At 71.2% G+C, this 25,036-nt stretch carries 24 protein-coding genes and 2 pseudogenes; 12 read left to right on the top strand and 14 right to left on the bottom strand.

The window, feature by feature from the left end; genetic code table 11:
- Nucleotides 1–11 precede the first annotated feature (11 nt).
- Nucleotides 12–896, bottom strand: a complete 885-nt coding sequence (locus ACFV7R_RS27915; RefSeq protein ID WP_385268240.1) for a LysR family transcriptional regulator — start codon at nucleotides 894–896, stop codon at nucleotides 12–14.
- Between the two features lie 120 nt (nucleotides 897–1,016).
- On the opposite strand from ACFV7R_RS27915, the gene ACFV7R_RS27910 reads away from it, so the two are divergent.
- From ACFV7R_RS27910 to ACFV7R_RS27890, 5 genes are all read left to right on the top strand, one after another.
- Nucleotides 1,017–1,688 carry a succinate dehydrogenase gene (locus tag ACFV7R_RS27910; protein WP_385268238.1) on the top strand — a complete coding sequence of 224 codons (672 nt, stop codon included), beginning with the start codon at nucleotides 1,017–1,019 and terminating at the stop codon, nucleotides 1,686–1,688.
- A gap of 1 nt (nucleotide 1,689) precedes the next feature.
- Nucleotides 1,690–3,639, top strand: a complete 1,950-nt coding sequence (locus ACFV7R_RS27905; RefSeq protein WP_385268236.1) for a fumarate reductase/succinate dehydrogenase flavoprotein subunit — start codon at nucleotides 1,690–1,692, stop codon at nucleotides 3,637–3,639.
- Complete coding sequence (locus ACFV7R_RS27900; protein WP_385268234.1) at nucleotides 3,636–4,385, top strand: succinate dehydrogenase/fumarate reductase iron-sulfur subunit; 750 nt, start codon at nucleotides 3,636–3,638, stop codon at nucleotides 4,383–4,385. Before ACFV7R_RS27905 ends, ACFV7R_RS27900 begins: the two co-directional genes overlap by 4 nt.
- Nucleotides 4,386–4,624: 239 nt before the next feature.
- Complete coding sequence (locus ACFV7R_RS27895; protein WP_129802671.1) at nucleotides 4,625–5,398, top strand: GNAT family N-acetyltransferase; 774 nt, start codon at nucleotides 4,625–4,627, stop codon at nucleotides 5,396–5,398.
- Nucleotides 5,399–5,502: 104 nt separating this feature from the next.
- Nucleotides 5,503–6,441, top strand: a complete 939-nt coding sequence (locus ACFV7R_RS27890) for a lysophospholipid acyltransferase family protein (RefSeq protein WP_385268232.1) — start codon at nucleotides 5,503–5,505, stop codon at nucleotides 6,439–6,441.
- 66 nt (nucleotides 6,442–6,507) lie between these two features.
- Here the strand turns inward: ACFV7R_RS27890 and ACFV7R_RS27885 are convergent, their stop codons facing one another.
- Nucleotides 6,508–7,524 carry an LLM class flavin-dependent oxidoreductase gene (locus ACFV7R_RS27885; RefSeq protein ID WP_385268230.1) on the bottom strand — a complete coding sequence of 339 codons (1,017 nt, stop codon included), beginning with the start codon at nucleotides 7,522–7,524 and terminating at the stop codon, nucleotides 6,508–6,510.
- A gap of 51 nt (nucleotides 7,525–7,575) precedes the next feature.
- Between ACFV7R_RS27885 and ACFV7R_RS27880 the strand changes: the two genes are divergently transcribed.
- Entirely contained in the window at nucleotides 7,576–8,067 is a 492-nt protein-coding gene (locus tag ACFV7R_RS27880) for a hypothetical protein (RefSeq protein WP_385268228.1), read from the top strand.
- Nucleotides 8,068–8,079: 12 nt separating this feature from the next.
- Here ACFV7R_RS27880 and ACFV7R_RS27875 read toward each other — a convergent pair whose 3' ends face one another.
- Complete coding sequence (locus tag ACFV7R_RS27875) at nucleotides 8,080–8,295, bottom strand: dodecin (RefSeq protein WP_385268226.1); 216 nt, start codon at nucleotides 8,293–8,295, stop codon at nucleotides 8,080–8,082.
- 212 nt (nucleotides 8,296–8,507) lie between these two features.
- Here ACFV7R_RS27875 and ACFV7R_RS27870 point away from each other — a divergent pair, with 212 nt between their 5' ends.
- Nucleotides 8,508–9,779, top strand: coding sequence for an extracellular solute-binding protein (locus tag ACFV7R_RS27870; protein ID WP_385268224.1), 1,272 nt, complete (start codon nucleotides 8,508–8,510; stop codon nucleotides 9,777–9,779).
- On the opposite strand, the gene egtD is transcribed toward ACFV7R_RS27870, so the two are convergent.
- The 4 genes from egtD to egtA are packed head-to-tail and all read right to left on the bottom strand — an operon-like array spanning nucleotide 9,780 to nucleotide 14,216.
- On the bottom strand, nucleotides 9,780–10,742 hold the full coding sequence (gene egtD, locus ACFV7R_RS27865) for an L-histidine N(alpha)-methyltransferase (RefSeq protein ID WP_385268222.1): 963 nt from the start codon (nucleotides 10,740–10,742) through the stop codon (nucleotides 9,780–9,782).
- Nucleotides 10,739–11,530 (bottom strand): ergothioneine biosynthesis protein EgtC, encoded by a 792-nt coding sequence (egtC, locus tag ACFV7R_RS27860; protein WP_385268220.1) that lies wholly within the window; start codon nucleotides 11,528–11,530, stop codon nucleotides 10,739–10,741. The genes egtD and egtC overlap by 4 nt, the downstream gene beginning before the upstream one ends.
- Entirely contained in the window at nucleotides 11,530–12,882 is a 1,353-nt protein-coding gene (gene egtB, locus ACFV7R_RS27855; protein WP_385268218.1) for an ergothioneine biosynthesis protein EgtB, read from the bottom strand. The genes egtC and egtB overlap by 1 nt, the downstream gene beginning before the upstream one ends.
- Nucleotides 12,879–14,216: an ergothioneine biosynthesis glutamate--cysteine ligase EgtA gene (gene egtA, locus ACFV7R_RS27850; RefSeq protein WP_385268216.1), complete on the bottom strand. Its 1,338-nt coding sequence runs from the start codon at nucleotides 14,214–14,216 to the stop codon at nucleotides 12,879–12,881. The genes egtB and egtA overlap by 4 nt, the downstream gene beginning before the upstream one ends.
- A gap of 256 nt (nucleotides 14,217–14,472) precedes the next feature.
- Between egtA and ACFV7R_RS27845 the strand changes: the two genes are divergently transcribed.
- Nucleotides 14,473–15,300: a TIGR02452 family protein gene (locus ACFV7R_RS27845; protein WP_385268214.1), complete on the top strand. Its 828-nt coding sequence runs from the start codon at nucleotides 14,473–14,475 to the stop codon at nucleotides 15,298–15,300.
- Here the strand turns inward: ACFV7R_RS27845 and ACFV7R_RS27840 are convergent.
- Together ACFV7R_RS27840 and ACFV7R_RS27835 are read right to left on the bottom strand one after the other, a co-directional pair.
- Nucleotides 15,285–15,731, bottom strand: a complete 447-nt coding sequence (locus ACFV7R_RS27840; protein ID WP_385268212.1) for a type II toxin-antitoxin system PemK/MazF family toxin — start codon at nucleotides 15,729–15,731, stop codon at nucleotides 15,285–15,287. The two genes, ACFV7R_RS27845 and ACFV7R_RS27840, sit on opposite strands and share 16 nt — an antisense overlap.
- Complete coding sequence (locus tag ACFV7R_RS27835; RefSeq protein WP_385268210.1) at nucleotides 15,728–17,185, bottom strand: amidase; 1,458 nt, start codon at nucleotides 17,183–17,185, stop codon at nucleotides 15,728–15,730. The genes ACFV7R_RS27840 and ACFV7R_RS27835 overlap by 4 nt, the downstream gene beginning before the upstream one ends.
- Before the next feature lie 223 nt (nucleotides 17,186–17,408).
- Between ACFV7R_RS27835 and ACFV7R_RS27830 the strand changes: the two genes are divergently transcribed.
- Nucleotides 17,409–18,800: a glycoside hydrolase family 43 protein gene (locus ACFV7R_RS27830; protein ID WP_385268208.1), complete on the top strand. Its 1,392-nt coding sequence runs from the start codon at nucleotides 17,409–17,411 to the stop codon at nucleotides 18,798–18,800.
- 524 nt (nucleotides 18,801–19,324) lie between these two features.
- Here ACFV7R_RS27830 and ACFV7R_RS27825 read toward each other — a convergent pair.
- The 3 genes and pseudogenes from ACFV7R_RS27825 to ACFV7R_RS27815 form a co-directional block, all read right to left on the bottom strand.
- Complete coding sequence (locus ACFV7R_RS27825; protein WP_385268206.1) at nucleotides 19,325–20,245, bottom strand: alpha/beta fold hydrolase; 921 nt, start codon at nucleotides 20,243–20,245, stop codon at nucleotides 19,325–19,327.
- A 122-nt stretch (nucleotides 20,246–20,367) separates the two neighbouring features.
- Nucleotides 20,368–21,333 (bottom strand): RNA polymerase sigma factor, encoded by a 966-nt coding sequence (locus ACFV7R_RS27820; RefSeq protein ID WP_385268204.1) that lies wholly within the window; start codon nucleotides 21,331–21,333, stop codon nucleotides 20,368–20,370.
- A 65-nt stretch (nucleotides 21,334–21,398) separates the two neighbouring features.
- Nucleotides 21,399–22,063: pseudogene (locus ACFV7R_RS27815) on the bottom strand (transglycosylase SLT domain-containing protein).
- 622 nt (nucleotides 22,064–22,685) lie between these two features.
- Between ACFV7R_RS27815 and ACFV7R_RS27810 the strand changes: the two are divergent.
- Together ACFV7R_RS27810 and ACFV7R_RS27805 are read left to right on the top strand one after the other, a co-directional pair.
- Complete coding sequence (locus ACFV7R_RS27810; RefSeq protein WP_385268202.1) at nucleotides 22,686–23,015, top strand: hypothetical protein; 330 nt, start codon at nucleotides 22,686–22,688, stop codon at nucleotides 23,013–23,015.
- A pseudogene (locus ACFV7R_RS27805) lies at nucleotides 22,984–23,121 on the top strand (M28 family peptidase); the annotation flags it as partial. The gene ACFV7R_RS27810 and the pseudogene ACFV7R_RS27805, both read left to right, overlap by 32 nt.
- A gap of 198 nt (nucleotides 23,122–23,319) precedes the next feature.
- On the opposite strand, the gene ACFV7R_RS27800 reads toward ACFV7R_RS27805, so the two are convergent.
- Nucleotides 23,320–23,772: an SsgA family sporulation/cell division regulator gene (locus ACFV7R_RS27800; protein WP_385268201.1), complete on the bottom strand. Its 453-nt coding sequence runs from the start codon at nucleotides 23,770–23,772 to the stop codon at nucleotides 23,320–23,322.
- 320 nt (nucleotides 23,773–24,092) lie between these two features.
- Between ACFV7R_RS27800 and ACFV7R_RS27795 the strand changes: the two genes are divergently transcribed.
- Entirely contained in the window at nucleotides 24,093–24,893 is an 801-nt protein-coding gene (locus tag ACFV7R_RS27795; protein ID WP_385268200.1) for an alpha/beta hydrolase, read from the top strand.
- Nucleotides 24,894–24,910: 17 nt separating this feature from the next.
- On the opposite strand, the gene ACFV7R_RS27790 is transcribed toward ACFV7R_RS27795, so the two are convergent.
- On the bottom strand, nucleotides 24,911–25,036 hold a 126-nt coding region (locus tag ACFV7R_RS27790; RefSeq protein WP_385268548.1), incomplete at its 5' end, for a LuxR C-terminal-related transcriptional regulator.

The following is a 25,036-nucleotide window of genomic DNA, read 5'->3' as shown; positions in this document are numbered from 1 at the left end:
CCAGCGGAGCGTCATCGCTCGAGCAGCATCCGCTGCAACTCCCTCGCGGCCCGAGGCGGAGCCACATCGCTACGATGCGCCAGCGCAATCGTCCGGTGCAGTCCGGGCCGGGCCAGCGGCGTAACCCGTAGCCCCCGGCCCGACCGCGCCGCCACCATGCGCGGCACGACGGCCACGCCCAGCCCCGCCCGCACAAACCCCAGCACCGCGTCCATCTCTCCGCCCTCCACCGCGAAATCCGGCTCGAACCCAGCGGAGCGACACGCGGCGACGGTCAGTTCCCGCAGGTCGTAGCCGTGCCGGAACATCACCAGGCGCTCTCCCTCCAGATCGGCGATCCGGACGGTACGCCGGCCGCCGCCCGGGCGGGATGCCTCCGGTGACGACACCACCACCAGGTCCTCGCGCAGCAGCTCCACCGTGGTCAGCGCGGGGGACGGCGTCGGCAGCGGCAGGACGACGAGGGCGAGGTCGAGGGCTCCGCGGGCGAGCTCGCGTACGAGATCGTGCGAACCGCTCTCCTCGATCAGCAGCTGAATGCCCGGATAGCGGTCGTGGAAGGCGCGCAGCACGTCCGGCAGCAGGCCCGTGCACAGGCTCGGGGTCGCGCCCAGTCGCACCCGGCCCTGGCGCAGCTGCACCAGCTCCTGCACCTCGTGCCGCGCCGTGTCCGCGTCGGCCAGGATCCGCCGGGCCAGGGGCAGCAGGGCCTCGCCGGCGTCGGTGAGTGTGATGTTCCCGCGCGCCCGCAGGAACAGATCGGCACCCAGCTCCCGCTCCAGCGCCTTGATCTGCTGGGACAACGACGGCTGGGCGACATGGACGAGGTCGGCGGCCCGGGTGAAGTGCCGGGTCTCGGCGACCGCCACGAAGTACTGAAGCTGCTGGAACTGCACCCAGTAAGCATAGGGTATGCCTATCGAAACAAGCCGGACCATGTCTTGGACCGATGGGGTCGTTCGGCCCTAGCGTCCTGAGACATGGCTCTGGCAACGCGGACGGACCGACGGCCGTCCATGGCACGCACGGTGTGGGACAGCTCCGTCGGCAAGAAGACCGTGATGGCGGTCAGCGGTCTGATCATGCTGCTGTACCTGGTCGTCCACATGATCGGCAACCTGAAGATCTTCTTCGGGGAGGGCGAGTTCGACCACTACGCGCACTGGCTGCGTACCGTCGGCGAGCCGTTCATGCACTACGAGTGGACGCTGTGGCTCGTCAGGATCGTGCTGGTGGTCGCTGTGGTCGCCCACGCGGTCTCGGCGTACCAGCTCAGCCGCCGCGACATCAAGGCGCGCCCCAGCAAGTACGTGCACAAGAAGCGGCGGGCCTCCTATGCCACGCGCACCATGCGCTGGGGCGGCATCATCCTCGGCCTGTTCATCGTCTGGCACATCCTCGACCTGACGACCGGCACCGTGCACTCCGGCGGCTTCCAGGAGGGCCACCCGTACCAGAACGTCGTGGACACCTTCTCCACCTGGTACGGCAACGTCATCTACATCGTCGCGGTGCTCGCCCTCGGCCTGCACATCCGGCACGGCTTCTGGAGCGCCGCACAGACCCTCGGCGCCGGCAGCCGCACCCGCGACCGCGCCCTGAAGGCCACGGCCAACGTCCTCGCGCTGCTGCTCACGGTCGGCTTCATCGCCGTACCCGTGGGCGTCATGACCGGAGTGGTGAGCTGACATGACCTCTTACGTGGATTACGCGACCGGTGAGCCGGTCGTCGACGGCAAGGCCCCGTCCGGCCCGATCAACGAGCGCTGGGACAAGCGTCGTTTCGAGGCCAAGCTGGTCAACCCCGCCAACCGGCGCAAGCACACGGTGATCGTCGTCGGCACCGGCCTCGCGGGCGGCTCCGCCGGTGCCACGCTCGCCGAACAGGGCTACCACGTCGTGCAGTTCTGCTACCAGGACTCCCCGCGCCGCGCCCACTCCATCGCCGCGCAGGGCGGCATCAACGCCGCGAAGAACTACCGCAACGACGGCGACTCCGTCCACCGGCTGTTCTACGACACCGTCAAGGGCGGCGACTTCCGGGCACGGGAGTCGAATGTGCACCGGCTCGCGCAGATCTCCGTCGAGATCATCGACCAGTGCGTCGCGCAGGGCGTGCCCTTCGCCCGCGAGTACGGCGGTCTGCTCGACACACGCTCCTTCGGCGGCGTCCAGGTGTCGCGTACGTTCTACGCCCGCGGCCAGACGGGCCAGCAGCTCCTCCTCGGCGCCTACCAGGCGCTCAGCCGGCAGATCGCCGCGGGGAACGTCGAGATGCACCCCCGTACCGAGATGCTGGATCTGATCGTCGTCGACGGGCGGGCGCGCGGAATCGTGGCGCGCGACCTGATCACCGGCAAGATCGACACGTACTTCGCGGACGCCGTCGTCCTCGCCAGCGGTGGGTACGGCAACGTCTTCTACCTGTCGACGAACGCCATGAACTCCAACGCCACCGCCGTCTGGCGGGCGCACCGGCGCGGCGCGTACTTCGCGAACCCCTGCTTCACCCAGATCCACCCCACCTGCATCCCGCGCACCGGCGACCACCAGTCCAAGCTCACCCTCATGAGCGAGTCGCTGCGCAACGACGGCCGGATCTGGGTGCCGAAGGCCCAGGGCGACACCCGGCCGGCGAGCCAGATCCCCGAGGACGAGCGCGACTACTACCTGGAGCGCATCTACCCGTCCTTCGGCAACCTCGTCCCCCGCGACATCGCCTCCCGCGCCGCGAAGAACGTCTGCGACGAGGGCAGGGGAGTGGGCCCGGGCGGGCAGGGTGTCTACCTCGACTTCGCGGACGCCATCAAGCGGATGGGCCGCAAGGCGGTCGAGGCCAAGTACGGCAACCTCTTCGACATGTACCAGCGGATCACCGACGAGGATCCGTACAAGGTGCCGATGCGGATCTACCCCGCCGTGCACTACACGATGGGCGGTCTCTGGGTCGACTACGACCTGCAGACCACCATCCCCGGCCTCTTCGCGATCGGCGAGGCCAACTTCTCCGACCACGGAGCCAACCGCCTCGGCGCCTCCGCGCTGATGCAGGGCCTCGCCGACGGCTACTTCGTGCTGCCGGCCACCATCAACGACTACCTCGCCCGCAACCCCCACCAGGACTCCGTCACCGACGAACACCCGGTCGTCCAGGAGGTGCTGGCCGAGACCCAGGACCGGTTCAACCTGCTCCTGTCCGTCGACGGCGACCGCACCCCCGACTCCTTCCACCGCGAAGTCGGCGAGCTGATGTGGGAGTTCTGCGGAATGGCCCGCACGGACGCCGGGCTGCGCAAGGCACTCGAGCGCATCCCGCAGATCCGCGAGGAGTTCTGGCGGCGGATCAAGGTGCCCGGAACCGGTGAGGAGTTCAACCAGTCCCTGGAGAAGGCCAACCGGATCGTCGACTACCTGGAGCTCGCCGAGCTCATGTGCCTCGACGCGCTGCACCGCTCCGAGTCCTGCGGCGGTCACTTCCGCGAGGAGTCGCAGACCCCGGACGGCGAGGCCGCCCGCAGGGACGACGAGTTCACCTACGCCGCCGCCTGGGAGTTCACCGGCACCGGCGAGGCGCCCGTCCTGCACAAGGAAGACCTGGTCTTCGAGTACGTCCACCCCACCCAGCGGAGCTACGCATGAAGCTCACCCTGCGCGTCTGGCGGCAGCAGAACGCCGACGCCGACGGCACCATGTCCACGTACGAGGTGGACGGCATCTCCCCCGACATGTCCTTCCTGGAGATGCTCGACACCCTCAACGAGGAGCTCATCCTCAAGGGCGAGGACCCGGTCGCCTTCGACCACGACTGCCGCGAGGGCATCTGCGGTGCCTGCTCGCTCGTCATCAACGGCGACGCCCACGGTCCCGAGCGCACCACCACCTGCCAGCTGCACATGCGGTCCTTCCAGGACGGCGACACGATCGACATCGAGCCGTGGCGTGCCTCGGCCTTCCCGGTGATCAAGGACCTGGTGGTCGACCGGTCCGCCTTCGACCGGATCATCCAGGCCGGCGGCTACATCACCGCCCCCACCGGCTCCGCGCCCGAGGCCCACGCCACGCCCGTGCCGAAGGCCGACGCCGACTTCGCCTTCGAGCACGCCGAGTGCATCGGCTGCGGCGCCTGTGTGGCCGCCTGCCCGAACGGTTCGGCGATGCTCTTCACCTCCGCCAAGGTCAACCACCTGAACGTGCTCCCGCAGGGCGCACCGGAGCGTGAGAGCCGCGTCCTCGACATGGTGGCGCAGATGGACGAGGAGGGCTTCGGCGGCTGCACCCTCACCGGGGAGTGCGCCACCGCCTGCCCGAAGGGCATCCCGCTGATGTCCATCACCGGCATGAACAAGGAGTGGCTGCGCGCCACCCGCAAGGCGGCCAAGAGGTAGCCCCGCCCAGGTGGGAGAGACGTTCGCCGACAAGGTGCGGACGGGCGGGACCGGGAGTGGTGCTCATCCCGGTCCCGTCTCGCTTCCGAGCCCACCCCTGGCATTCAACATCCGCACATCCACGCTCCGGCCACCGGTCACGCACACGCCAACCGGCATCGGAAGAACTGTGGCGGCAGGCCGAACGACCCGGCCCGCCCGCTGCCGTCGTCGAACCGGCCCGTGACCAGGAGTGTGCCATGACCGGCGTTTCCACCCTCGACCGTCCCCCGCAGCCAGCGGCACCCACCCGCTACACCGTCACCCTCGCCCGCGACGAGGACGATGTGCGGGCCGCTCAGAAGCTGCGGCACGACGTCTTCGCCGGCGAAATGGGTGCGCTGCTCACCACCCCGCAGCCGGGGCTCGACATCGACTCCTTCGACGCGTACTGCGACCACTTGCTGGTCCGCGACACGCTCACCGGTCAGGTCGTCGGCACCTACCGGCTGCTGCCGCCCGAGCGGGCCTCGGTCGCCGGCCGGCTGTACTCCGAGGGCGAGTTCGACCTGACCCGGCTCGACCCCATCCGTCCCGGCCTCGTGGAGGTCGGCCGCTCCTGTGTGCACCCCGACCACCGCGACGGCGCCGTCATCGGCCTGATCTGGGCCGGGATAGCGCGGTACATGGTCGACCGCGGCCACGAGTGGCTGGCCGGCTGCTGCTCCATCCCGCTGGCCGACGGAGGCGCCCTCGCGGCCGCCACCTGGGACCGGGTGCAGGCCAAGAACCTGGCCCCCGAGGAGTACCGCGTCCAGCCGCTGCTGCCCTGGGTCGCCGACGGCGTCGCCCGCCCGGCCGAACGCACCGAACTCCCGCCCCTGCTGCGCGGTTACGTCCGCCTGGGCGCCTGGGTGTGCGGTCAGCCCGCGCACGACGCCGACTTCGGCGTGGCCGACCTGTACGTGCTGCTGTCGATGCGCCGGGTCAACCCGCGCTATCTGCGGCACTTCCTCTCGCTCGTCCCGGCCTGATGAGCGTCACGCGTACGGGGCTTCCGCACCGCCTTCGCCCGGGCGCGGCCGTCCTGCCGGCCGGGCGGGTACGGACACCAAGGCGCGAGCGTGGGGCGGCGGCCGTGCCCCGTCCCGTCATACCGAGCAGCGCGTGGCTGCCCACCGCGCCCTGCTCCCCGCAGGTCTGCGTCACATCCGTCCGGTCCCTGCCGGACGTGCCGCGCGCCGTGCTGCGGATCGGGGCACTGCTGGCGACGCTCCTGGTGGGCGTCGCGCTGCTGCCGGTGTTCGGGAGCGTGCCCGCGTCCCGGCGCGATGCGCTGATCCGCCGGTGGAGCCGGGCCGTGGTCCGGGCCGTCGGCGTCCGTGTCCGCATCAGCGGCGCGGCGGCGCCCACCGGTGGCCTGCTGCTCGTCGCCAACCACATCTCGTGGCTGGACATCCCGCTGCTCGCCGCCGTGCGCCCGGCCCGGATGCTCGCCAAGGCGGAGATCCGGCGGTGGCCGGTGGCGGGTGCACTCACCGCGCGCAGCGGCGCCCTGTTCATCGAGCGGGACCGGCTGCGCGCACTGCCCCGGACGGTCGCCCGCATCGCCGAGGCGCTGCGCGGTGGCGCCGCGGTCGTGGCCTTCCCCGAGGGCAGCACCTGGTGCGGCCGGGCTCAGGGACACTTCCGACGGGCGGTGTTCCAGGCCGCCCTCGACGCGGGCGTCCCCGTCCAGCCGGTCCGCCTCCACTACCGGTTCGAGGGTGGTCCCGCGAGCACCGCGCCCGCCTTCGTCGGCGAGGACTCCCTGCTCGCCTCGCTGTGGCGGGTGGTCTCGGCACGCGGACTCGTCGCCGAGGTCGAGATACGGGACGAGATCCCGGCGGGCAGCCACCCCGACCGCCGGGCACTCGCCCATGCCGCCCAGCCCGGTCTGATGGGCGGCGAGCTCGAATGGGCCCACGTCGCCCTGGTCTCCGAGCAGTCGCGGGCCAGGACCTGCGAGACAGGCGCGCCGACCCCGCGGCGGGGCAGTGGCGCGCCGGAGGGGCCGGCGATCCCGCAACGGGGCTGAACGGGCGCGGCGACCGCCGGGCAGCAGGCCGTGACGGCGCTGTTCTGAAGCCCTTTCCTCCGCGTGCTACGCGGAGGAGAGCCTCGCCCGGTCCGTGATCCGGGCGAGCCGCCGATAGGAGTCCAGCAGGGCCGCACGGTCATACGTGCTGGTCGTGACCAGGACCTCCTGCGCGCCCGTCTCCTTCAGCACGGTCTCCAGCTCGTGGGCGACCTCTCCCTCGGTGCCCGCGAGCTGGCCGGTGAGACCGGACTCGTAGAAACCGCGCTCCCGGTCCGTCATGGTGAGCGCCTCGACCCGCTCGGCGGGCGGCAGCGGCGGGAAGGTGCCGTGCGTGCGCGAGTACGCCATGGACCAGGCCTCCGGGATCAGCAGTCGCCGGGCCTCCTCGGGGGTCGCGGCCACCGCGACCGTGCCGGAGATGACGACGTACGGCTCCGACGACCACTCCGATGGCCGGAAGTTCGCACGGTAGTGGTCGATCCCGCGCCGCATCTTCTCGCGGTTCCTGAGATCGCCGATGACCATCGGCAGGCCCGCGCGGGCGGCGATGGCGGCGCCCTCGCCCATCGCGAGCACGAACGGCGGCACGGTGAGGCCCTCCGCGGGACGCGCGTGGACCCGTGTCGGGGAGGTGCCGCGGAACCAGCCCAGCAGCTCGTCGAGCTGGGCGGCGAAGTCCTCGGCGACGCCCTTGTCGCGGCCCAGCGCCTTGCGTACGCCGTCGGTGAAACCCACAGACCGGCCCAGCCCCATGTCGATCCGCCCCGGGAACAGCGACTCCAGCACGCCGAACTGCTCGGCCACGACGAGAGGTTGGTGATTCGGCAGCATGACGCCCCCGGTGCCGACCCGGATCGTCCGCGTCGCCGCGGCCACGGCGGCGGCCAGCACGGTCGGCGCGGACCCGGCGACGCCGGGCACCCCGTGGTGCTCCGAGACCCAGAAGCGGTGGTAGCCGAGCCCCTCCAGTTCCTGCGCCAGCCGCACGGTGTCGCGCAGCGCCTCGGCGTTCGGGTGTCCCTCTCGGGTCCGGGAACGGTCGAGGACGGAGAAGCGGGTCTGGGCGATCACGGAACTCACACAGGGTTCAACGCCCGGAAATCCCTGGCATTCCCCGTCTAGGGTGGCACCGTGACCGCACGTGACGAACGCCCGCTCGCCGTCTTCGATCTGGACAACACCCTCGCCGACACCGCTCACCGGCAGCGGTTCCTGGAGCGCAAGCCGCGTGACTGGGACGGCTTCTTCGCGGCCGCGCCCGAGGACCCGCCGATCGCCGAGGGGGTGGCGCTGGCGGTTCAGAGCGCGCCGGAGTGCGAGGTCGTCTACCTCACCGGACGGCCCGAGCGCTGCCGGCAGGACACACTCGAGTGGCTGGCCGCGCACGGCCTGCCCGAGGGGCGCGTGTACATGCGGCGCAACGATGACCGCAGGCCCGCCCGGTACACCAAGCTGGAGATCCTCCGCCGGCTCGCCCGCACCCGGGACATCCGCGTCCTCGTGGACGACGACGAACTGGTGTGCGAGGACGCCGAGCGGGCCGGATTCACCGTCGTACGGGCGCGCTGGGCGGCCCCCTCCGCCGCGCTCAAGGTGGCGCAGGAGCGGGAGGGCAGGATCTGAGGCCGGGGCCGCTCAGTCCGTGTCCTCGAGGCGGAAACCGACCTTCATGCTGACCTGCCAGTGCGCGATCTCCCCGTTGTCGAGCTGGCCCCGCACCTCGGTCACCTCGAACCAGTCCAGGTTGCGCAGGGTCTGCGAGGCGCGGCTGATGCCGTTGCGGATGGCCTTGTCGACGCCCTCGGGTGAGGTGCCGACGATGTCCGTGACCCGGTAGGTGTGGTTCGACATGCAGGTACTCCTCTCCGTCGTGACCCGTGCGTCACGCGTCACTCCACCGTGCCCCAAGCTGCGCCGGAGCGCGAGGCGTCGGCCGGCTCGCCGGGAATCCCTTGACCTCCGCATTGGTCCATACCAAAATCGGCACACCCGTGCGAGCCCTCGCGCTCGTTCCCCCACGTCGGGCCCCTCCGCCCTGTCCGCCAGACAGAACAGGACCCCTCGTGAGCCTTCGCCGCCTCGCCCTCGTCTGCGTCTCCGTGTCCCTCGTCGGCGCGTGTGGACTCCTGCCGCAGGGCGGGGGGACCGAACGGCGCACCGTCACCGTGTGGTTGATGAAGGACAGCGCCTCGAAGGACTTCCTGGAGCGGTTCACCGAGGAGTTCGAGCGCACCCACGGCGAACTCGACCTCGACATCCGCATCCAGGAGTGGACGGGGATCGGCGAGAAGGTGCAGGCCGCCCTCGAAACGGACGCCACCGGGGCCACCGACGGGCCGGACGTGATCGAGGTCGGCAACACCCAGGTCCCGCAGTACGTCGAGGGAGGCGGACTGCTCGACCTGACCCTGGAGTCGCTGCGGGACTGGGGCATGCGCGACTGGCTGCCCGGCCTCGCCGAGCCGGGCCGGCAGCGGTCGACGCAGTACGGCATCCCCTGGTACGCGGCCAACCGCGTCGTCATCTACCGCAAGGACCTCTTCCGACAGGCCGGCATCGAGGCCCCGCCACGGACCCGCGAGGAGTGGCTCACCGCCACCGAGAAACTCAACTCGGCCGGAAACCAGGGCATTTACCTGGCCGGACAGGACTGGTACACGCTCTCCGGCTTCATCTGGGACGAGGGCGGCGACCTGGCGCAGGAGAACGGCGGCACCTGGCGGGGCACCCTGGACTCTCCGGCCGCCCTGCGCGGCATGGACTTCTACCGGCGGCTCCAGGCCCTCGGCAGGGGCCCGGTCGACGCGGACGAGGAACACCCGCCGCAGGCCGGTGTGTTCGCCGAGGGACGCGCGGCGCAGATCGTGGCCGTGCCGGGGCTCGCCCGCGCGATCGTGCAGCAGAACCCCGAACTCGACGGCGAGCTGGGCTTCTTCCCCGTCCCCGGCAAGAGCGCCGACCGGCCCGGCGCCGTCTTCACCGGGGGCTCCGACCTCGTCATCCCGAACAACACCGACGCACGCGACGGCGCCGTCGCCGTCGTCGAGGCGCTCGCCGGAGCCAAGTGGAACACCGAGCTGGCCCGCACCATGAACTACGTCCCCAACAAGACGACGCTCGCACAGGCCGTCGCGGGCGAGGAGGGGGTCGCCGCCATGGCGGCCGGGGCCGCGCAGGGCCGGGCGACCCCCAGCACTCCCGAGTGGGCGAACGTGGAGGCCGACAACCCGATCAAGGAGTACATGACCAAGGTGCTCACCGGTGCCGACCCGGTGACGGAGGCCCGCCGCGCCTCCCGTCGGATCACCGAGGCGCTGGCGGTCCCCCTCGGCTGATCAGCGGACGGTGCTCAGCGACAGCGCGAAACGGCCCTCGCCGTCCGTCCACCAGTGGGTCAACTCCAGTCCTGCGGAGGCCAGTTCGGCGCGCACGCCCTCCTTTCGGAACTTCGCCGACACCTCGGTGCGCAACTCCTCGCCCGCCGCGAAGTCCACGGCGAGATCGAGCGCGGGAACCTTCACGGTCTGGTGCGTGCGGGAGCGCAGCCGCATCTCGATCCACTCGTCGGCGGCGTCCCACAGGGCCACATGGTCGAAGGCGCCGGGATCGAAGTCGGCGCCCAGCTCGCGGTTGACCACGGCCAGGACGTTCTTGTTGAAGGCGGCCGTCACCCCGGCCGCGTCGTCGTACGCCCGGACCAGGACCTGCTCGTCCTTGACCAGGTCCGTGCCGAGCAGCAGGGCGTCGCCCGGCGAGAGCAGGGCGCGGATCGAGGCCAGGAACGCCGCACGCTCGGCCGGCAGCAGGTTGCCGATCGTGCCGCCGAGAAACGCCAGCAGCCGGGGGCCCGGCGTGTCCGGCAGCTCCAGGCGTGCGGTGAAGTCGGCGATCAGCGCGTGCACGCTCAGGCCGGGCCGCTCCGCGACGAGCGCCTGCCCGGCCTGGGTGAGGGCGCTCTCGCTCACATCGACCGGGACGTAGGTGTGAAGCCCGGTCAGCGCGTCGATCAGGTGCCGGGTCTTGTCGGAGGAGCCGGAGCCCAGTTCGACGAGGGTGCGGGCGCGGCTCGCGGCGGCGATCTCGGCGGAGCGGGCGATGAGGATCTCCCGTTCGGCGCGCGTCGGGTAGTACTCGGGCAGTTCGGTGATCTGCTCGAACAGGTCGCTGCCGTGCGCGTCGTAGAACCACTTCGGCGGCAGTGTCTTGGGCGTGCTGGTCAGTCCCTGCTGGACGTCGGCGCGCAGCGCCGCGTCCGTGGCGTCCTCGGGCAGGGTGCGGGTGAGAAGGAACGGACTCACGTGCGGGGCTCCTTCGGTGGTGCGTCCGCCGAGGCGTCGCTCGGCTCCTTGAGCGGGGTGAGCTGCACATCGGTGCGGCCCGCCGCGAGCAGGGTGCGGTCGGGGACCTCCTGCCAGCGCGGATCGTCGTCGTACGGTTCGGAGGCCACGACGGTGCCGCCGTCGGGCCGGGCGAGATACCAGAGGGTGTCGCCCCAGGTGGTGGCGGCGATGGACACGCCGTCGGTCAGCAGCAGGTTGAGCCGGGAGCCCGGGGCCGCCGCGGCGACCTCCGGGACCGTGTCGGCCAGCGCCCGGCCCATGTCGTCACCCGCGCGCAGCCGGGCGAGCACAAGGGCCCAGACCAGCGCGGAGTCGTTGCGGGCCTCCAGGGACAGCAGGTCCACCGGGGACAGGCCCCCGGTGAGCGGGGCGAGCGAGTGGGGCCAGCCCGTGACGGCGCCGTTGTGGCTGAACAGCCAGGACCCCGCGGCGAACGGCGCCGCGGCGGCCTCCGCGTCGGCGCCCGCCAGCGTCGCGTCCCGCACGGCGGCGAGCAGCGCGCCGGACCGTACGACCCGCGCCAGGTCGGCGAAGGACAGATCCGCCCAGATCGGCCCGGCCCGCCGGTACCGGGCCGGCACGGGGTCCCCCTCGGCGTACCAACCCACCCCGAACCCGTCGGCGTTGACAGTTCCGTACCGCTGCCGCCGGGGAGCCCAGGACTGCCGGTACAGGCCGTGCGCCGGGTCCACCAGGAGCCGGCCGAGCGGCTCCTCGGGGCCCACGTACGCCAGGTGACGGCACATCAGACATCCCCCGAGCGGGCCGTGCGGAACCCGGAGAAGATCTGCCGCCGGATCGGATAGTCCCAGTTGCGGAACGTGCCCCGGCAGGCCACCGGGTCCACCGCGAACGAACCGCCGCGCAGCACCTTGTACTCGGGGCCGAAGAACACCTCCGAGTACTCCTTGTACGGGAACGCCGTGAACCCCGGATACGGCAGGAAGTCGCTCGCCGTCCACTCCCACACGTCACCGATCAACTGCCGTACGCCCAGGGGCGATTCCCCGGCGGGGTAGCTCCCGGCGGGCGCCGGGCGCAGATGCCGCTGGCCGAGGTTGGCGTGCTCGGGCGCCGGATCGGCGTCGCCCCACGGGTAGCGGGTGGAGCGGCCGGTCGCCGGGTCGTGGCGGGCGGCCTTCTCCCACTCGGCCTCGGTGGGCAGCCGGCGCCCGGCCCAGCGGGCGTAGGCGTCGGCCTCGTACCAGCACACATGCAACACCGGCTCGTCGGGCGGCACCACCTCGGTGACGCCGAAGCGGCGGCGCAGCCACTGCCCGCCGTCGCGGCGCCAGAACGCCGGGGCGTGGATGGAGTGGCGGCGGATGTGCGTCCAGCCGTCCGCCGCCCACCAGCGCGGGTCGTCGTAGCCGCCGTCCTCGATGAACGCCTGGTAGGCCGCGTTCGTCACGGGGGTCGTGTCGATGTGGAACGGTGGCACCTCACGCCGGTGCGCGGGCCGTTCGTTGTCGAGTGCCCAGGGCTCGGTGGAGGTGCCCATGGTGAACGGGCCGCCGGGTACCAGGACTTCGGCGGGCCCCGTGAACAGCGGGACGGGCTCCGGATCGGGGGCGTGCAGCGCCTGCGGACCCCGGCGGAGCTGATGGGTGATCAGCATGGTCTCGTCGTGCTGCTGTTCGTGCTGCGCGATCATCCCGAAGGCGAAACCCGCCTCCGTCAGACGCGTCCCGTGGAACGCGGTGCCGTCCAGCACGTCCAGGGCACGCCCGCGCACCTCGGCCGCGTACCGGCGGGCCTCGGCGGGCGGCAGCAGCGGCAGCGAGGGCCGTTCGGCGCGCGGGTGCTCGAAGGCGTCGTAGAGGTTGTCGATCTCGGGCCGTATCGCCTCCTGCCCGGCGACCGCCCGCAGCAGCCACAGCTCCTCCTGGTTGCCGATGTGCGCGAGATCCCACACCAGCGGGGACATCAGCGGCGAGTGCTGGGCCGTCAGGTCGGGCTCCTCGACACAGCTGGTCAGGAGCGTGGTGCGCTCCCGTGCGGTGGTGAGCGAGGTCAGCGCGCGCTCCCGGAAGGCTTCGATGTCGATCTCGGTGTCGGTATCCGTGCCGGTCTCGGTGTCGAGGGCGGGGTCGGTCATGTGCGGAAGTCCTTCCCGTGCGGGGTGGGGATCCCCCCGGTCGAGCGAGGCCGGGACCGGGGGAGGTCCGTACCGCGCAGCCGGTCCAGCAGATCGTCGGCGGGGCAGCGGCCCCTGTTGACATAGCGGTCCTGATACGCCGCCACGGCGTCGGTGACCTCGGGGCCGACGCCGAGCCGGGGCAGCGCCCGCAGCGCCGACGCGAAACAGACGACGGCCACCTCGTGCAACTCCCGGTCGGCGAGCCCGTACCGGGCCGCGTCCAGCCACAGCGGATTGTGCGGCGCCGGCAGCGACATGGCCCGCTCCGCCAGGGGCTTCACCGCGCGGTAGGCGGTCTCGGCGGCCTCGGGGTCGTCGAACAGCGCCGCGGTCACGGCGAGCGGAACGATCCACCCGTCGTCGCCGGGCTGCGCGTCGATCATCCGCAGCTCGAGATGGCCGCGCGGTCTGACCGGCGGGAACAGCGTGGTCATGTGGTAACCGAGGTCGTCCCGGGTCGGAGGCCTGGGCGACCCCGATCTGGTCCATTCCCGGAAGGTCAGCCCCTCGGGCACCTCCCACGGGCCGCCGTCCCGCCGTACGCACATCACCGGTGCGTCCAGCACATGGCGTGCCCAGGCGCCGCGCGGATCGACGTCCAGCGTGGGCGCACCCGCCCGGCCCGCGCCGATCTGGACCCACCGCAGCTGACGGGTGGACAGCCAGCCGGTGGGCCGGTGCCCGGCCAGCGGGGAGTTGGCGAAGGCGGCGAGCAGGACCGCGCCCAGGTGGTGCGCCAGCCACCAGCGCCGCACATGACCGAGCGGGCCGGGCTCCTCGAAGCCGGCGTCCAGGCACACCTGGACCGAGGCCGAGGTGCACATCATGGCGCGGCCGGCCGGGCCGGTGCGGTCGAGACAGGTCTCCATCGCGTCGTAGCGCGGCTCGCGCAGGAAGCGGCGGGGAGCGTGCCACGGGTCGTGGCCGATGCCGAGGAGGCCGAGATCGTGCTCGCGCAGGATTGCGCGGACGGCGTCCAGATCGGCGGAGACGGTGCCGATGCACTCCATCAGGGAGGCGGCGGGCGGCGAGCTGAGCTCCAGCTGGCCGCCGGGTTCGACGGTGAGCACCGACCGCAGTGGGACGGTGCTCAGTGCGGCGTAGGCCGCTTCGAGTCGTTCGGGTGTGACGGGGAGCTGCGGTTCGTGCAGCTCTTGGACGAGCCATTCCACTTCGACACCGAGGGCGCGGGGCGGGCCGGTCTTGAAGCAGATACCACGGACCAGCGCCTCGACCTCCGCTTCGGTGACGGCGGGACGTGGCTCCGTACAGCCACTGACTGAGTCGGACATGTCGGGATCCTCCTGAGATTCCACCATGCCGCCGGTCCGGAGGAACGCAAGTCGGACCGGCACACTCGTCCCACCCAAGACCCTCTCGTCGCTTCGCACAAGAGTGCGCCGCGAGGCGTAAGGGGTCGGTCATCTCTAGTTGGGGGACAGGGAAAACTCTGTTGCGCCGCATGACCAGCATCGCTCACGATGCGTTCATGAGCACGACGGGGGAAGCAGCGCAGCGCGCGCTCGTGGCGCACACGGGGGTTGTGCCGTGAGCGCGCGGCTGCGCGGCATCGCGCGGGAGACCGAGCAGATCGTGGCCGCGGGAGCCTATCGGGCGTCCGACGGGCGCACGGTGTCCGTGGCCGCCGCCGTGGAGGCCGCGCGAGCGGGGACGCGGATGCACGGTCCGGAACCGGTGCTGGTGGCACCCGCGCCCGCGGTGGACACATTCTTCGAGGTCACGGGCGAGAGCAGCCTGGAGGCCGCCCGCCGGATCGGTCCGGCTGCCGTCCTGAACTTCGCCTCGGCCCGCAACCCGGGCGGTGGCTTCCTCAACGGTGCCCAGGCCCAGGAGGAGGCCCTGTGCCGCGCCTCCGCCCTGTACACGTGCCTGCTGCGGGCCCCGGAGTTCTACGACCACCACCGCACCCACCGAGACCCGTTCTACACGGACCGTGTCATCCACTCACCCGCCGTGCCCGTCTTCCGCGACGACCGGGGCCGGCTGCTGGACGAGCCGTACACCGCCGGTTTCCTGACCGCCGCCGCCCCGAACGCCGGGGTGGTGCGCCGCACGGCACCACAGCGCACCGCCGAACTGCCGCACGCCCTGGCCGTGCGGGCCGAACGCGTCCTGGAGACGGCCGCCCACCACGGCTACCGGCGGCTGGTGCTGGGCGCCTGGGGCTGCGGAGTCTTCCAGAACGACCCGGCGCAGGTCGCCGGCGCCTTCCGGCAGCTGCTGGGCCCCGGCGGACGGTTCGCGGCCAGGTTCGAGCACGTGGTGTTCGGGGTGCTGGACCGTACGCCCGGTGCGGTGGTCCGTGAGGCCTTCGTACGGGCGTTCCCGCCGAGCCCGGTTCAGCTCCAGCCGTAGCGCTCCCGCAACCGGTGGCGCACCAGGTTGAACCGCATCCGGTCCAGCGCGCACGCCTCCCGCCGCATGCCCTGCTCGTGCAGCCGCAGCACCCGGTCCACGTCCACCCATGAGTCCCGGCCCGACCGGTCCCACGGCCCGCTGCCGATCGGCACCCACTCCCGGTCGCCGTCGTGCCGCTTGCTGGACAACTGCACGGCGAGAAACGTACCCGCCGCCTCCCGCGCCACGACCAGCACCGGGCGGTCCTTGCCCCGCCCGTCGTTCTCCTCGAACGGCACCCACGTCCAGACGATCTCCCCGGGATCGGGGTCGCCGTCGTGCGCGGGTGAGTACTCCGTGCGCACCCGGCCGACCTCACGCGGGTCGGCCTCGATGGTCGCGGTCGGGCCGAATCGGCCGGGGACGTTCTCATCCGTGAAGGCAGTCACGGGGTCACGTTAGCGGGCGGCGAAAACCCCTGTGCCGCAGGGGACTCCGAGGCGACCTGCTCGGGCGGGCGCAGCTCGTGCCAGCGCAGATCGGCCTCCAGTTGGGCGGCGAGCGAGACGAGCAGCGGCTCGCTGTGCGCGGGACCGAGCAGCTGCGCCCCGACCGGCAGACCCCCGGTGACGAAACCGGCCGGAACATTGACGCCGGGCCAGCCCAGCACGTTCCACGGCCAGGCGTACGGGCAGGCGGCGATCATCGCGCGGTCGGTGGCGAGACCGCCGAGTTTCAGCATGGCGCCGATCCGCGGCGGGGGAGCGGCCGTCGTCGGCGCGAGGACCACGTCGTACGACGAGAAGAATCCGCCGATACGGCGGTGCAGGGCCGCCTCGGCACGCCGGGCCGCCCGCAGCGGAGCCCCGCCGAGCAGCCTCCCGAGCCGCGCCGCTTCACGGGTGCGCGGGTCCAGGAGCGCGGGGTCGGGCGTCTCGCGGACCCGCTCGGCGACCCCGACCGTGGCGCGCGGAACGAAGGTCAGCCCGATCTGGCCGTACGGCGGATCGGCCTCCTCGACCGTGTGCCCCAACGCGGCGAGCTGTTCGGCGAGTTCGACGACCCGGGCGCGGATCTCCGGGTGCAGCCGGGCGGGCAGTGCGGTGAACGGCGGCTTCAGGGAGAGGGCGATGCGCAGCCGGCCGGGGTCGCGGTCCACCGCCTCGGACACGTCGAGCACCGGCGGGCGGTGCGGGTCGTGTTCGTGGTTGCCGCTGGCCGAGTCCAGCAGCAGGGCCGCGTCCGCGACCGTGCGGGCCAGGGTGCCGTTGACCGTGATGCCCTGGAACGACTCGCCGCGCGGCCAGGTGGAGATGCGCCCGCGCTGCGGCTTGATGCCGATCAGATGGGTCCAGGACGCCGGGATGCGCACCGACCCGGCGCCGTCCGAGCCGAGCGCGGCCGGCACCAGGCCTGCCGCGACCGCGGCCGCCGAACCGCCGGAGGAGCCGCCCGGCGTGTGGTCCGTGCTCCACGGATTGCGGGTCGCGCCGAACGCGGGCCCCTCGGTGAAGGGCCACTGCCCGAGTTCGCAGGTGTTCGTCTTGCCGACGATCACGGCGCCGGCCGCGCGCAGTCGCCGTACCGCCTCACCGTCCTCGGCGACCGGCGGGAACCCACCCGCGCAGCCGAACGCGGTGGGCTCACCGGCCACGTCCATGTCGTCCTTGACGGCGACGGGCACGCCGAGCAGCGGACGGCGCACCCCGGCGGCCAGTTCCCGGTCGGCGGCCTCCGCCTCGGCGAGCGCCGCCTGGGCGCGCACGATCCGGAAGGCGTTGAGGGTGCCCTGCGTCGCCTCGATACGGGCCAGGGCCGCCTCGACGAGGGCGCCGGACGTCACTTCCCCGTCGGCCAGCGCGCGGGCGGTCTCCGCCAGGCCGGCGGAACGGTCGAGCGTCATGCGGGACACCTCCGGAGCGTGTTGTCTACCGAACGGTAACGTCAGTAGGGCTTCGGGGGAACGCGGTTGAGAAGAAAGCCGGTTCACCTGCCCGCCACAGCATTCCCACAGGCCTTGTTCCATCGTGCGCGAACCATTGACGCGCTGCGACCTCACCCCTACCTTCTGACCGAATTTCCGAACTGCGTTCGGTATATCGAATCCCGGGTCGGAGGAGCCGCACATGACCCCACGTCCCCCCGCCACGCCGTCCCGCCGCACCCTGCTGCGCACGCTGGCCGCCCTGCCCGCCTCGGCGCTCGTCCTGGGCGAACTGCCCGGCATGCTCGGCACCGCCGAGGCCGCCGCGCCCCCCAACGGCTCCGCCACCCGCTACACCATCGTCCCGTTCCTCAACAGCAACGACGGGACCGTGAACGTCTACCAGTCCGACGACGCCACCGACTTCCGGCTGCTGAGGTCCTCGGCCTACACCCCGCCCGCCAACCGGATCCGCGACGCCGCGATCTTCCGGCACACCGACGGCTACTACTACATCACCTACACCACGCACACATGGCAGGACACCAGCACCACCATCGGCTTCGCCCGCAGCTCCGACCGGGTCGACTGGACGTTCCTGTACGACTACCCGGTTCCGATCGCCAACCTGTCGCGCGCCTGGGCGCCCGAGTGGTTCGTGGACAGCGACGGCAGCGTGAACGTCATCGTGTCCTGCTCCACCACCAACGACGAGTGGATCTTCACCCCGTACCGTCTCCGAGCCACCAACTCCGCGCTCACCGCCTGGACTTCACCCGTCCCCCTGTCCGGCATCGGCGCCAACCACATCGACACCTTCATCGTGCGGATCGGCTCGACCTACCACGCCTTCCCGAAGAACGAGACGACCAAGTACATCGAGTACGCCACGGCGTCCAGCCTCACCGGCCCGTACACCGTCCGCCGCACCGGCGACTGGGCGGGCTGGGGCAGCTACCGCGAGGGCCCTGCACTGGTGCAGCTCGACAACGGCGGCTGGCGCATCTTCTTCGACGGCTACGGCGACGGCACGTACTACTACAGCGACAGCTACGACACGTTCGCCACCTGGAGCGCGCCGCGCGCCCTGCCCGGCATCTCGGGCACCGCACGCCACTTCACCGTGATCAAGGAGACGGTCTCGGGCGGCGTGAGCCTGGCCCGCAACACCACCCGCTCCTTCCGCTCCGCCAACTACTCCACCCGCTACTGGCAACAGCAGTCCGCGCTGCTCAACCTCCCGGTGGTGACCGGCTCCAGCACAGCCGCCGAGAAGCAGGCATCCACCTTCACCGTCGTCGCCGGGCTCGCCGACGCAAACGCCCACTCCTTCCGCGACGCCTCCGGCAACTACCTGCGCCACTACGGCTTCCGGGGCCGCTTCGACCCCAACGACGGCACAACGACGTTCGCCCGCGACGCAACCTTCATCGCCCGCACCGGCACGGCAACGGACTCGATCCGTTTCGAGTCGTACAACTACCCGGGCCGCTACCTGCGCCACTACGACTACCAACTCCGCGTGGATCTGCCGGACGGCACGGAGCTGTTCCGGCAGGACAGTTCGTTCGTGCCGGTGGCGGCCTGGGCCTGAGCTGCATCGCTGCTGACCTGGACAGTTGTGGTGGCGGCTGCGGAACAATTCCCTCCAGTTCCCTGGATTTCCCAGGTCAAAGCCTTGTTTCAGGTGGTGATCCTGCCGACACGGCGGCGCGGCCCCGGCGCCCTGATGCGCGTGCTGACGGTGACCAGGAATGCCGGTCATTGATCCATTGGGAAGTTCCCAGCGGTTGCGGGCGATGACTGCGCAGGTCCGAACGCCCCGGGGTGGCGCCGACAGTATCTGTAAGGCCCCGTAGCCGACGTGAGCTGGTACTTTCCGGCACGGTAACGGTGCCGCAGGCGCGTCGACGCCGTCGTAGGGGTGGTTACCGGTGACCACCCCGAGCGAAACGCGGCGCGGTGCGTCTGCGGGTGTTCGTGACGCCCCTCCGAGCGGCGCTTGTACGGGTGTCGGCGTTGAGGTGTGTGTGCGTCGTGGCTGTGCGCTGGTGGTGCCGTCGGTGGCCGGGTTCACGTGCGTCGGCCCTCTGCGGGCCGACGCACGTCGTGAGGTGCCTACGCGGCTCCGTCCCGCGGGCCGCCGGTCCGCAGGGCGAAGTCACGGACCGCGCCCGCGAACAGCTCGGGCTCCTCGATGTGCCCCATGTGGCCGCTGTTCTCCAGTACCAGCAGCTGCGAGTCGGGGATCAGCTCATCGAGTTCGAGTGCCCAGCGAGGCCCGCAGATCACGTCGTGCCGGCCCACGACGACCAGAGCCGGGGGCTCCAGTTCCTTGAGGGCAGCGCGGTCGTCGATGACATCGGGTACGAGGTCCTCGTCCAGGCCTGAGATGTAGGTGGCCCGGATCGCGTCCCGGAACGGGGCCAGCCGCTCCTCGTTCCCCCAGTAGTCGGCAAAGTAGGACGGGAGCACACCGCGGGCGACCGTCACGGTCTGCTCGTCGCTGGAGATGGTGGACATCGCGCCGAACGCGGCCAGCACACCGGGCAGTCCGGGGTGACCGGCGTGCTGCGCGGCGAACGCCTCCACCCTGCGGCCCGCCTCCGCGCCGTGTTCGGGACCAGTGACGGGCGCGCCTTCGTACAGCACGACGCCCGCCACCTGCTCGGGGCGGTACAGGGCGTGGTAGGCGGCCACGAACGCGCCGTGCGAATGCCCCAGCAGGTGCACCTTCCGCACGCCGAGCCGGTTGATCAGCACCTGCAGGAAGCGGCTGTACCTCTCCCGGGTGTAACCGTGCGGGTGCGAGGGGAGACGGCTGTCCTCGGCGGTGCCGACGGGCTCGACGTAGACCATCGTCAGATGCTCTTCGAGGGCGGGCATTCGCAGGTAGTCCCAGAAGATGCCGGGACCGCCGGGGAGCGCCACGCACACCGGGCCGCTGCCGTGCACGTGATAGCGCTGGACGATTCCGCCCGTCTGGTAGGAGTGGGTGCCGGGGGAGAGGGGGTCGGTATGTGCGGTGTGTATGTTCATCGGGATCTCCGTAGGGTCCGCAGGTGTCTGTGACACCGACAAGACGCTCCGGAATCCGAGAAGTTTTATCGCCTGAATGTGATCTGGGTCATATTGTTGGGGTGAGGTGGCAAGGCCCGGACTCAGGCCGCGGCAGGCGCGGGCGCGGCCTCGGGGCGTGCTGCGTGATAGAGGGAGACCCGGTCGAAGCGGCCGCCGTCCAGCGACATGATCCAGGCGACCCCGGGCGGGCAGTGGTCCGGATCGTCGGGCGGGTTGACCAGTTCCATCTCCCAGACGACCAGGGACCGGCCGGCCACCACATGCAGGGGGCGCTGGCGCACACCCGCCGAGAGGTCCCAGTCCATCCCTGCCCGCAGGAGGTCGGCTCCGCCGAGCCGCCGGCCTCCGGTCAGCAGCGAGACCTCGGGGGAGTAGCGGTTCCTGACCACCTTGCCGAACTCGCCGCGCTCGGCGGCCGCGAGTGTCTCGCGTACCTCCTGCCAGCTGGCTTCGGTGCGGCGTGTCACGTCCTCGTGCGCCGAGGCCGCGGTGGCGGTCAGGGTCTGGGCGAGGGCGCCGCGTGCCTGGTTCAGCCGGCTGCGCACGGTGCTGACGGGAACGGAGCAGGCTTCGGCGATCTGCTGGTACGAGGTGATCCCGGTGGAGAAGTAGCGCAGGACGAGCGGCAGGCGCAGGGTCGGGGACAACGCCTCGACGGCCTCCCAGATCCAGTCCCGCAGTGCATGGGTCTGCAGGACCTGCTCGGGTGTGCCGCCGTCCGATGGCAGCGGCACCCACTCCATGGGCTCGACACGGCGCGAGGCGCGCAGCAGCGTCCGGCAGCTGTTGCGTACGACCATGCGCAGCCATGGCCCCACGGCTTCCGGATCGCGTACGTCCACGATCCGGCGCAGCGCCACCAGCGCCGCTTCCTGCATGACGTCGTCCACGTCCGGGCCCGGCCCCAGCAGGCTGAGCGCCACCGCGCGCATCCCGGGCCGGTGACGCTCCAGCAGCAGGGCGAGCGCCGATACGTCGCCCGCCTGCACGGCCCGTGTCAGAGCTGCGTCCTCCGTCGGCCCGGTGTCTCCCGGTATCCCGCTCATGCCTTGTCCTCCCGGCCGCGACACGTGTCTTCTTTCGACCCTAACCGCTCCGAGGGGCCCGGGGCTCAGTACCAGTGGTTGGCCTGCCAGAACGCCCAGGCGCCACAGGGGCTGTCATAGGTGCTGTTCATGTAGTTGAGGCCCCACTTGATCTGGGTGGCCGGGTTGGTCCGCCAGTCGGCGCCGACGGAGGACATCTTGGAGCCGGGCAGTGCCTGGAAGAGGCCGTAGGCACCGGAGGAAGCGTTGACCGCCGTGTAGTTCCAGCTGGACTCGTGGTCCACGATGTTGCTGAAGCACTGGAACTGGTCGCCGGGCACCATCTGTGCGGCCATCGCCTGAATCTGTGCGACGGTGTAGGAGCTCTGGACGGGGAAGCCGCTGCCTTGGCCTCGGCGCGCTCCTCGGCCTCCTGTTCCGCCTGCTGGGCGGCCTCTTTCTTCTTGATCGCGGACTTGGCGGCCGCCTTGCGGGCCGCCTCCTCGGCGTCCTTCTTGGCGCTCGCGTCGGCGGCGATGGCCTGCACGTCGGCCTGCTGCGTCAGGGACGCGGTCTGCACCTGGGCCTGCTGGCCCGCGGGTATGTCCGCGAGAAGCGTCAGGTCGGTTGCCGCCGCCTCGGCGTCGTTGTTCTGCGCGGTGCTGCCCGAGGCAACGCCGACGACGCTTCCGACTGCGGTGACCGCGGTGGCAGAGGCCACCGCGAATCCCCGGACCGAAATCGGGCTCACACGGTTTCCTTCATGCCCAAGGTATTCACGAAGCCTTTTGAAGTCCGTTGGGACGACGGGACCTGAACGGCCATGTGTGCGACACGAGATACCTGGAGTACGCGGGCCGTGCACAGGGCAGGTTTCGCCCCTGTGACGCTCGGCGACGAGGTCCGCTGTCTGCGCGAGGACGCGCGCAGGATCGCCGCGCCGCCGACCGGACTGCGGACTGTCATGGAAGAGGCTCGGGCTGCCGACCGCGAGAACCTCGGTCGAAACTCTGACTTTCAGGCCTGGCCCGGTGTGGTGGGAGCGGCCGCCCTCACGTCGGGGGAAGAGCATGAGGACGACCGCCCCGTCCTGCGGCCAGGTCAGCCAATCAATACCTTGACCGCAGGAGTTCCTACCTGGGGCAACGGGATCGGAGCCGTAGCAGGTTCACGGATGGGACAGGACAATCGCGCCGGATGTCTCCGGCTCCTCTGCCGACGGATCCCCCTGGAGGCGGCCGCCGGCCGGGCACGACCTCGCCTGCCGCGAAATTCCCCAGGTGAAAGGGCTGTCGGCCGGTCCGGCGCCCTTGATCCCACACAGATCGGAGTGCCGGATGACGAACGACCCTACGGTGATGCCCACTTGAGGATTGCTTCCGGAAGCCGCCCGACTACGGCGGCACGTGGAGTTCCTCGCCGCCGAGCCGCGCAGTCGGCTGCGGGCACCTCGGGCGATGCAGCGCGCCGAGGCCTACGTCCATGACGAACTGACCGCCGCGGGCTGGCTGGTGGAACGGCAACCGTTCGACGCGCGCTGGCAGATCGGTTCGACGGACCGGCACGGCCACCGGGCGCTCGCCCTCAAACCGCGGCTCCACCGGCGCCTGCACGGAGCGAACCTCATCGCCTCGCTGCCCGGGTCCGGCGACGGGCCGGCCGTGGTCGTCGGTGCTCCTGGAGACGGCGCGTCTGCTGTCTGAGGCGTCGGTTCCCCCGCGTGTCGTCCTGGCCGTGTTCGACATGGAAGAACTCGGACTGATCGGGGCCCGTCAGGCTGCCCGTAAACTGTGCCGCCGCGGCGGTGTGCGGGGGATGATCTCCCTGGAGTCGGTCGGGTACTTCGTGGATGATCCGGGAACGCAGCGTCTCCCCGCCGGCTTCGAGCGAATTTTCCCCGAGGCATCCGCCGAGGCCCGGGCGAGCGGTTACCGGGGTGACTTCATCCTCGTCGTGCACCGGCGCTCCTCGGCGGGCACTGCGGTGTCGGCGCTCGGCGACCGTTCTTCACGGGCCTTGGAGCAGATCCGCGGTGGCGACCTCCCAGTCGATCTCGGCGAGCTCGCGACCGGCGGGAACGAGCTCGTAGGTGTGCTCCAGCCACTCCTCCAGCGGGGGCACGGGCAGCTCGAACAGGGCCGCCATGTCCCTGGAGGCCAGCCGGAGCCGCGCGGTGGCCCGGTCCTCGGAGTGCGTCGGCCACATCTGGACGTCACCGAGGCCGCTCACCGAGTACAGCCCCTGCTGGAGGAGGTCGCGGCCGATCCGCCACAGGACACGCGGGCCGCCCTCGACGACAAGCTCCACGGACACGACCAGGGGAGCCTCCGGGTCGAACCGGAACTCCGCCCTGATGGCCTGCCGGGCGGCGACGTCCAGCACGCGCTCGATGTCCAGGATCAGCTCGGGGCGGGCGTGCGGCGCCGGGCGAGCCTGTACACCTGGTTGGTTGCTGCTCATGGCGGTCGGATCCTTCCCCGTGGCGAAAGCTGGCCCGACCTACCCTCGTCGCTGCGGGAGCGGCGTACATAAGTCACTTGACCGTCCAACATTGCCGACTTCGACGGTGCATCGTGACGACGGAGGTCCGCCAAGCGGGGACGTGTCCGAATCGGGGCGCCTTGACGGGGATGACCGTTCCCGGGGCGCTCGGTCCTGTGGGCGCTGTGGGCCGTGAACATTAAGTCATTCGACTGTCGCCCCTGACCTGCGCCTGAACGATCCTGAAACTGTCACCCGCATGCCAGAGCCGGGTGATCGTCATGCTCGGAGGGCCAGCCGTGAACCACACTCCCGTCGTCTTCATCCATGGCACCTGGCTGCACGCGCTGTCCTGGGAGTCATGGGCGGAGCGCTTCGCCAGCCGGGGGTTCCTCGCCTTCACGCCCGGATGGCCGGGGGAGGCGGTCGCCGTCCGGGAGACGCGCAAGGCCTCCGGGACGCTCGCGGGCATCGGCCTGGACGTGCTGACGGATCACTACGCGGAAATCGTACGGTCGTTTGAAATCGCGCCGGTGATCGTCGGCCACTCCGTCGGCGGCCTCATCGCGCAGCATCTCATCGGCGCCAACATCGGCCGGGCCGCGGTGGCCATCGCACCCGCCCCGATCAACGACATTCCGCTGCCCGCCTCCCCGGCCCGGCTGTGGACCCCGGGCCGGCCCGACGACGCCGAACAACTGGTGTCCCTGTCCCCGGAGCAGTTCCACCGCGCCTTCGCGAACACGGTCGCGGCGGAGGAGTCCGACCGGCTCTTCGACCGCTATGTCGTGCCGACGTCCCGTCGTCTGCTCGCCGACCTGGGATACGCGGGCACGGCGCGCAGCCCGCGTGCCGTGGTGGACGTCGGCAACGCGGCCCGCGGCCCGCTCCTGCTGATCTCCGGGCAGGAGGACCTGCTGGTGCCCGACGCCGTCACGCGCACGGTGTACAAGGAGTACGGCGACTCCACGGCCGTGACCGACTTGAAGCAGTTCGCGGACCGCGCCCATTCCCTGGTCATCGACAGCGGATGGAGATTCGTCGCCGACTACGTGCTCGGCTGGCTGGACGAGCGCGGCCTCCGCGCCTACCCCGCGTAGGGCTCGGCGTGCCGCAGTCACACGTTCTGGTCGCCGGGGATCTTGCTCAGTGCGTCGCGGAGGGCGGCGCGTGAGGTGATGCCGAGTTTGGGGAAGACGCGGTAGAGGTGTGAGCTGACGGTGCGGGGTGAGAGGTGCATGCG

Origin of the sequence: Streptomyces sp. NPDC059866, assembly GCF_042731325.1 — a bacterium.
GTDB lineage: Bacteria > Actinomycetota > Actinomycetes > Streptomycetales > Streptomycetaceae > Streptomyces > Streptomyces flavusporus.
The sequence above is the reverse complement of the archived record's forward strand: the minus strand, read 5'-3'. Positions and strand labels throughout refer to the sequence as shown.

Coding starts and splice junctions, on each gene's coding strand:
- ACFV7R_RS27910 (WP_385268238.1), top strand. CDS start 1,017: ATGGCACGCACGGTGTGGGACAGCTCCGTCGGCAAGAAGACCGTGATG.
- ACFV7R_RS27905 (WP_385268236.1), top strand. CDS start 1,690: ATGACCTCTTACGTGGATTACGCGACCGGTGAGCCGGTCGTCGACGGC.
- ACFV7R_RS27900 (WP_385268234.1), top strand. CDS start 3,636: ATGAAGCTCACCCTGCGCGTCTGGCGGCAGCAGAACGCCGACGCCGAC.
- ACFV7R_RS27895 (WP_129802671.1), top strand. CDS start 4,625: ATGACCGGCGTTTCCACCCTCGACCGTCCCCCGCAGCCAGCGGCACCC.
- ACFV7R_RS27875 (WP_385268226.1), bottom strand. CDS start 8,295: ATGTCGAACCACACCTACCGGGTCACGGACATCGTCGGCACCTCACCC.
- egtC (WP_385268220.1), bottom strand. CDS start 11,530: ATGTGCCGTCACCTGGCGTACGTGGGCCCCGAGGAGCCGCTCGGCCGG.
- egtB (WP_385268218.1), bottom strand. CDS start 12,882: ATGACCGACCCCGCCCTCGACACCGAGACCGGCACGGATACCGACACC.
- egtA (WP_385268216.1), bottom strand. CDS start 14,216: ATGTCCGACTCAGTCAGTGGCTGTACGGAGCCACGTCCCGCCGTCACC.
- ACFV7R_RS27835 (WP_385268210.1), bottom strand. CDS start 17,185: ATGACGCTCGACCGTTCCGCCGGCCTGGCGGAGACCGCCCGCGCGCTG.
- ACFV7R_RS27830 (WP_385268208.1), top strand. CDS start 17,409: ATGACCCCACGTCCCCCCGCCACGCCGTCCCGCCGCACCCTGCTGCGC.
- ACFV7R_RS27825 (WP_385268206.1), bottom strand. CDS start 20,245: ATGAACATACACACCGCACATACCGACCCCCTCTCCCCCGGCACCCAC.
- ACFV7R_RS27820 (WP_385268204.1), bottom strand. CDS start 21,333: ATGAGCGGGATACCGGGAGACACCGGGCCGACGGAGGACGCAGCTCTG.
- ACFV7R_RS27800 (WP_385268201.1), bottom strand. CDS start 23,772: ATGAGCAGCAACCAACCAGGTGTACAGGCTCGCCCGGCGCCGCACGCC.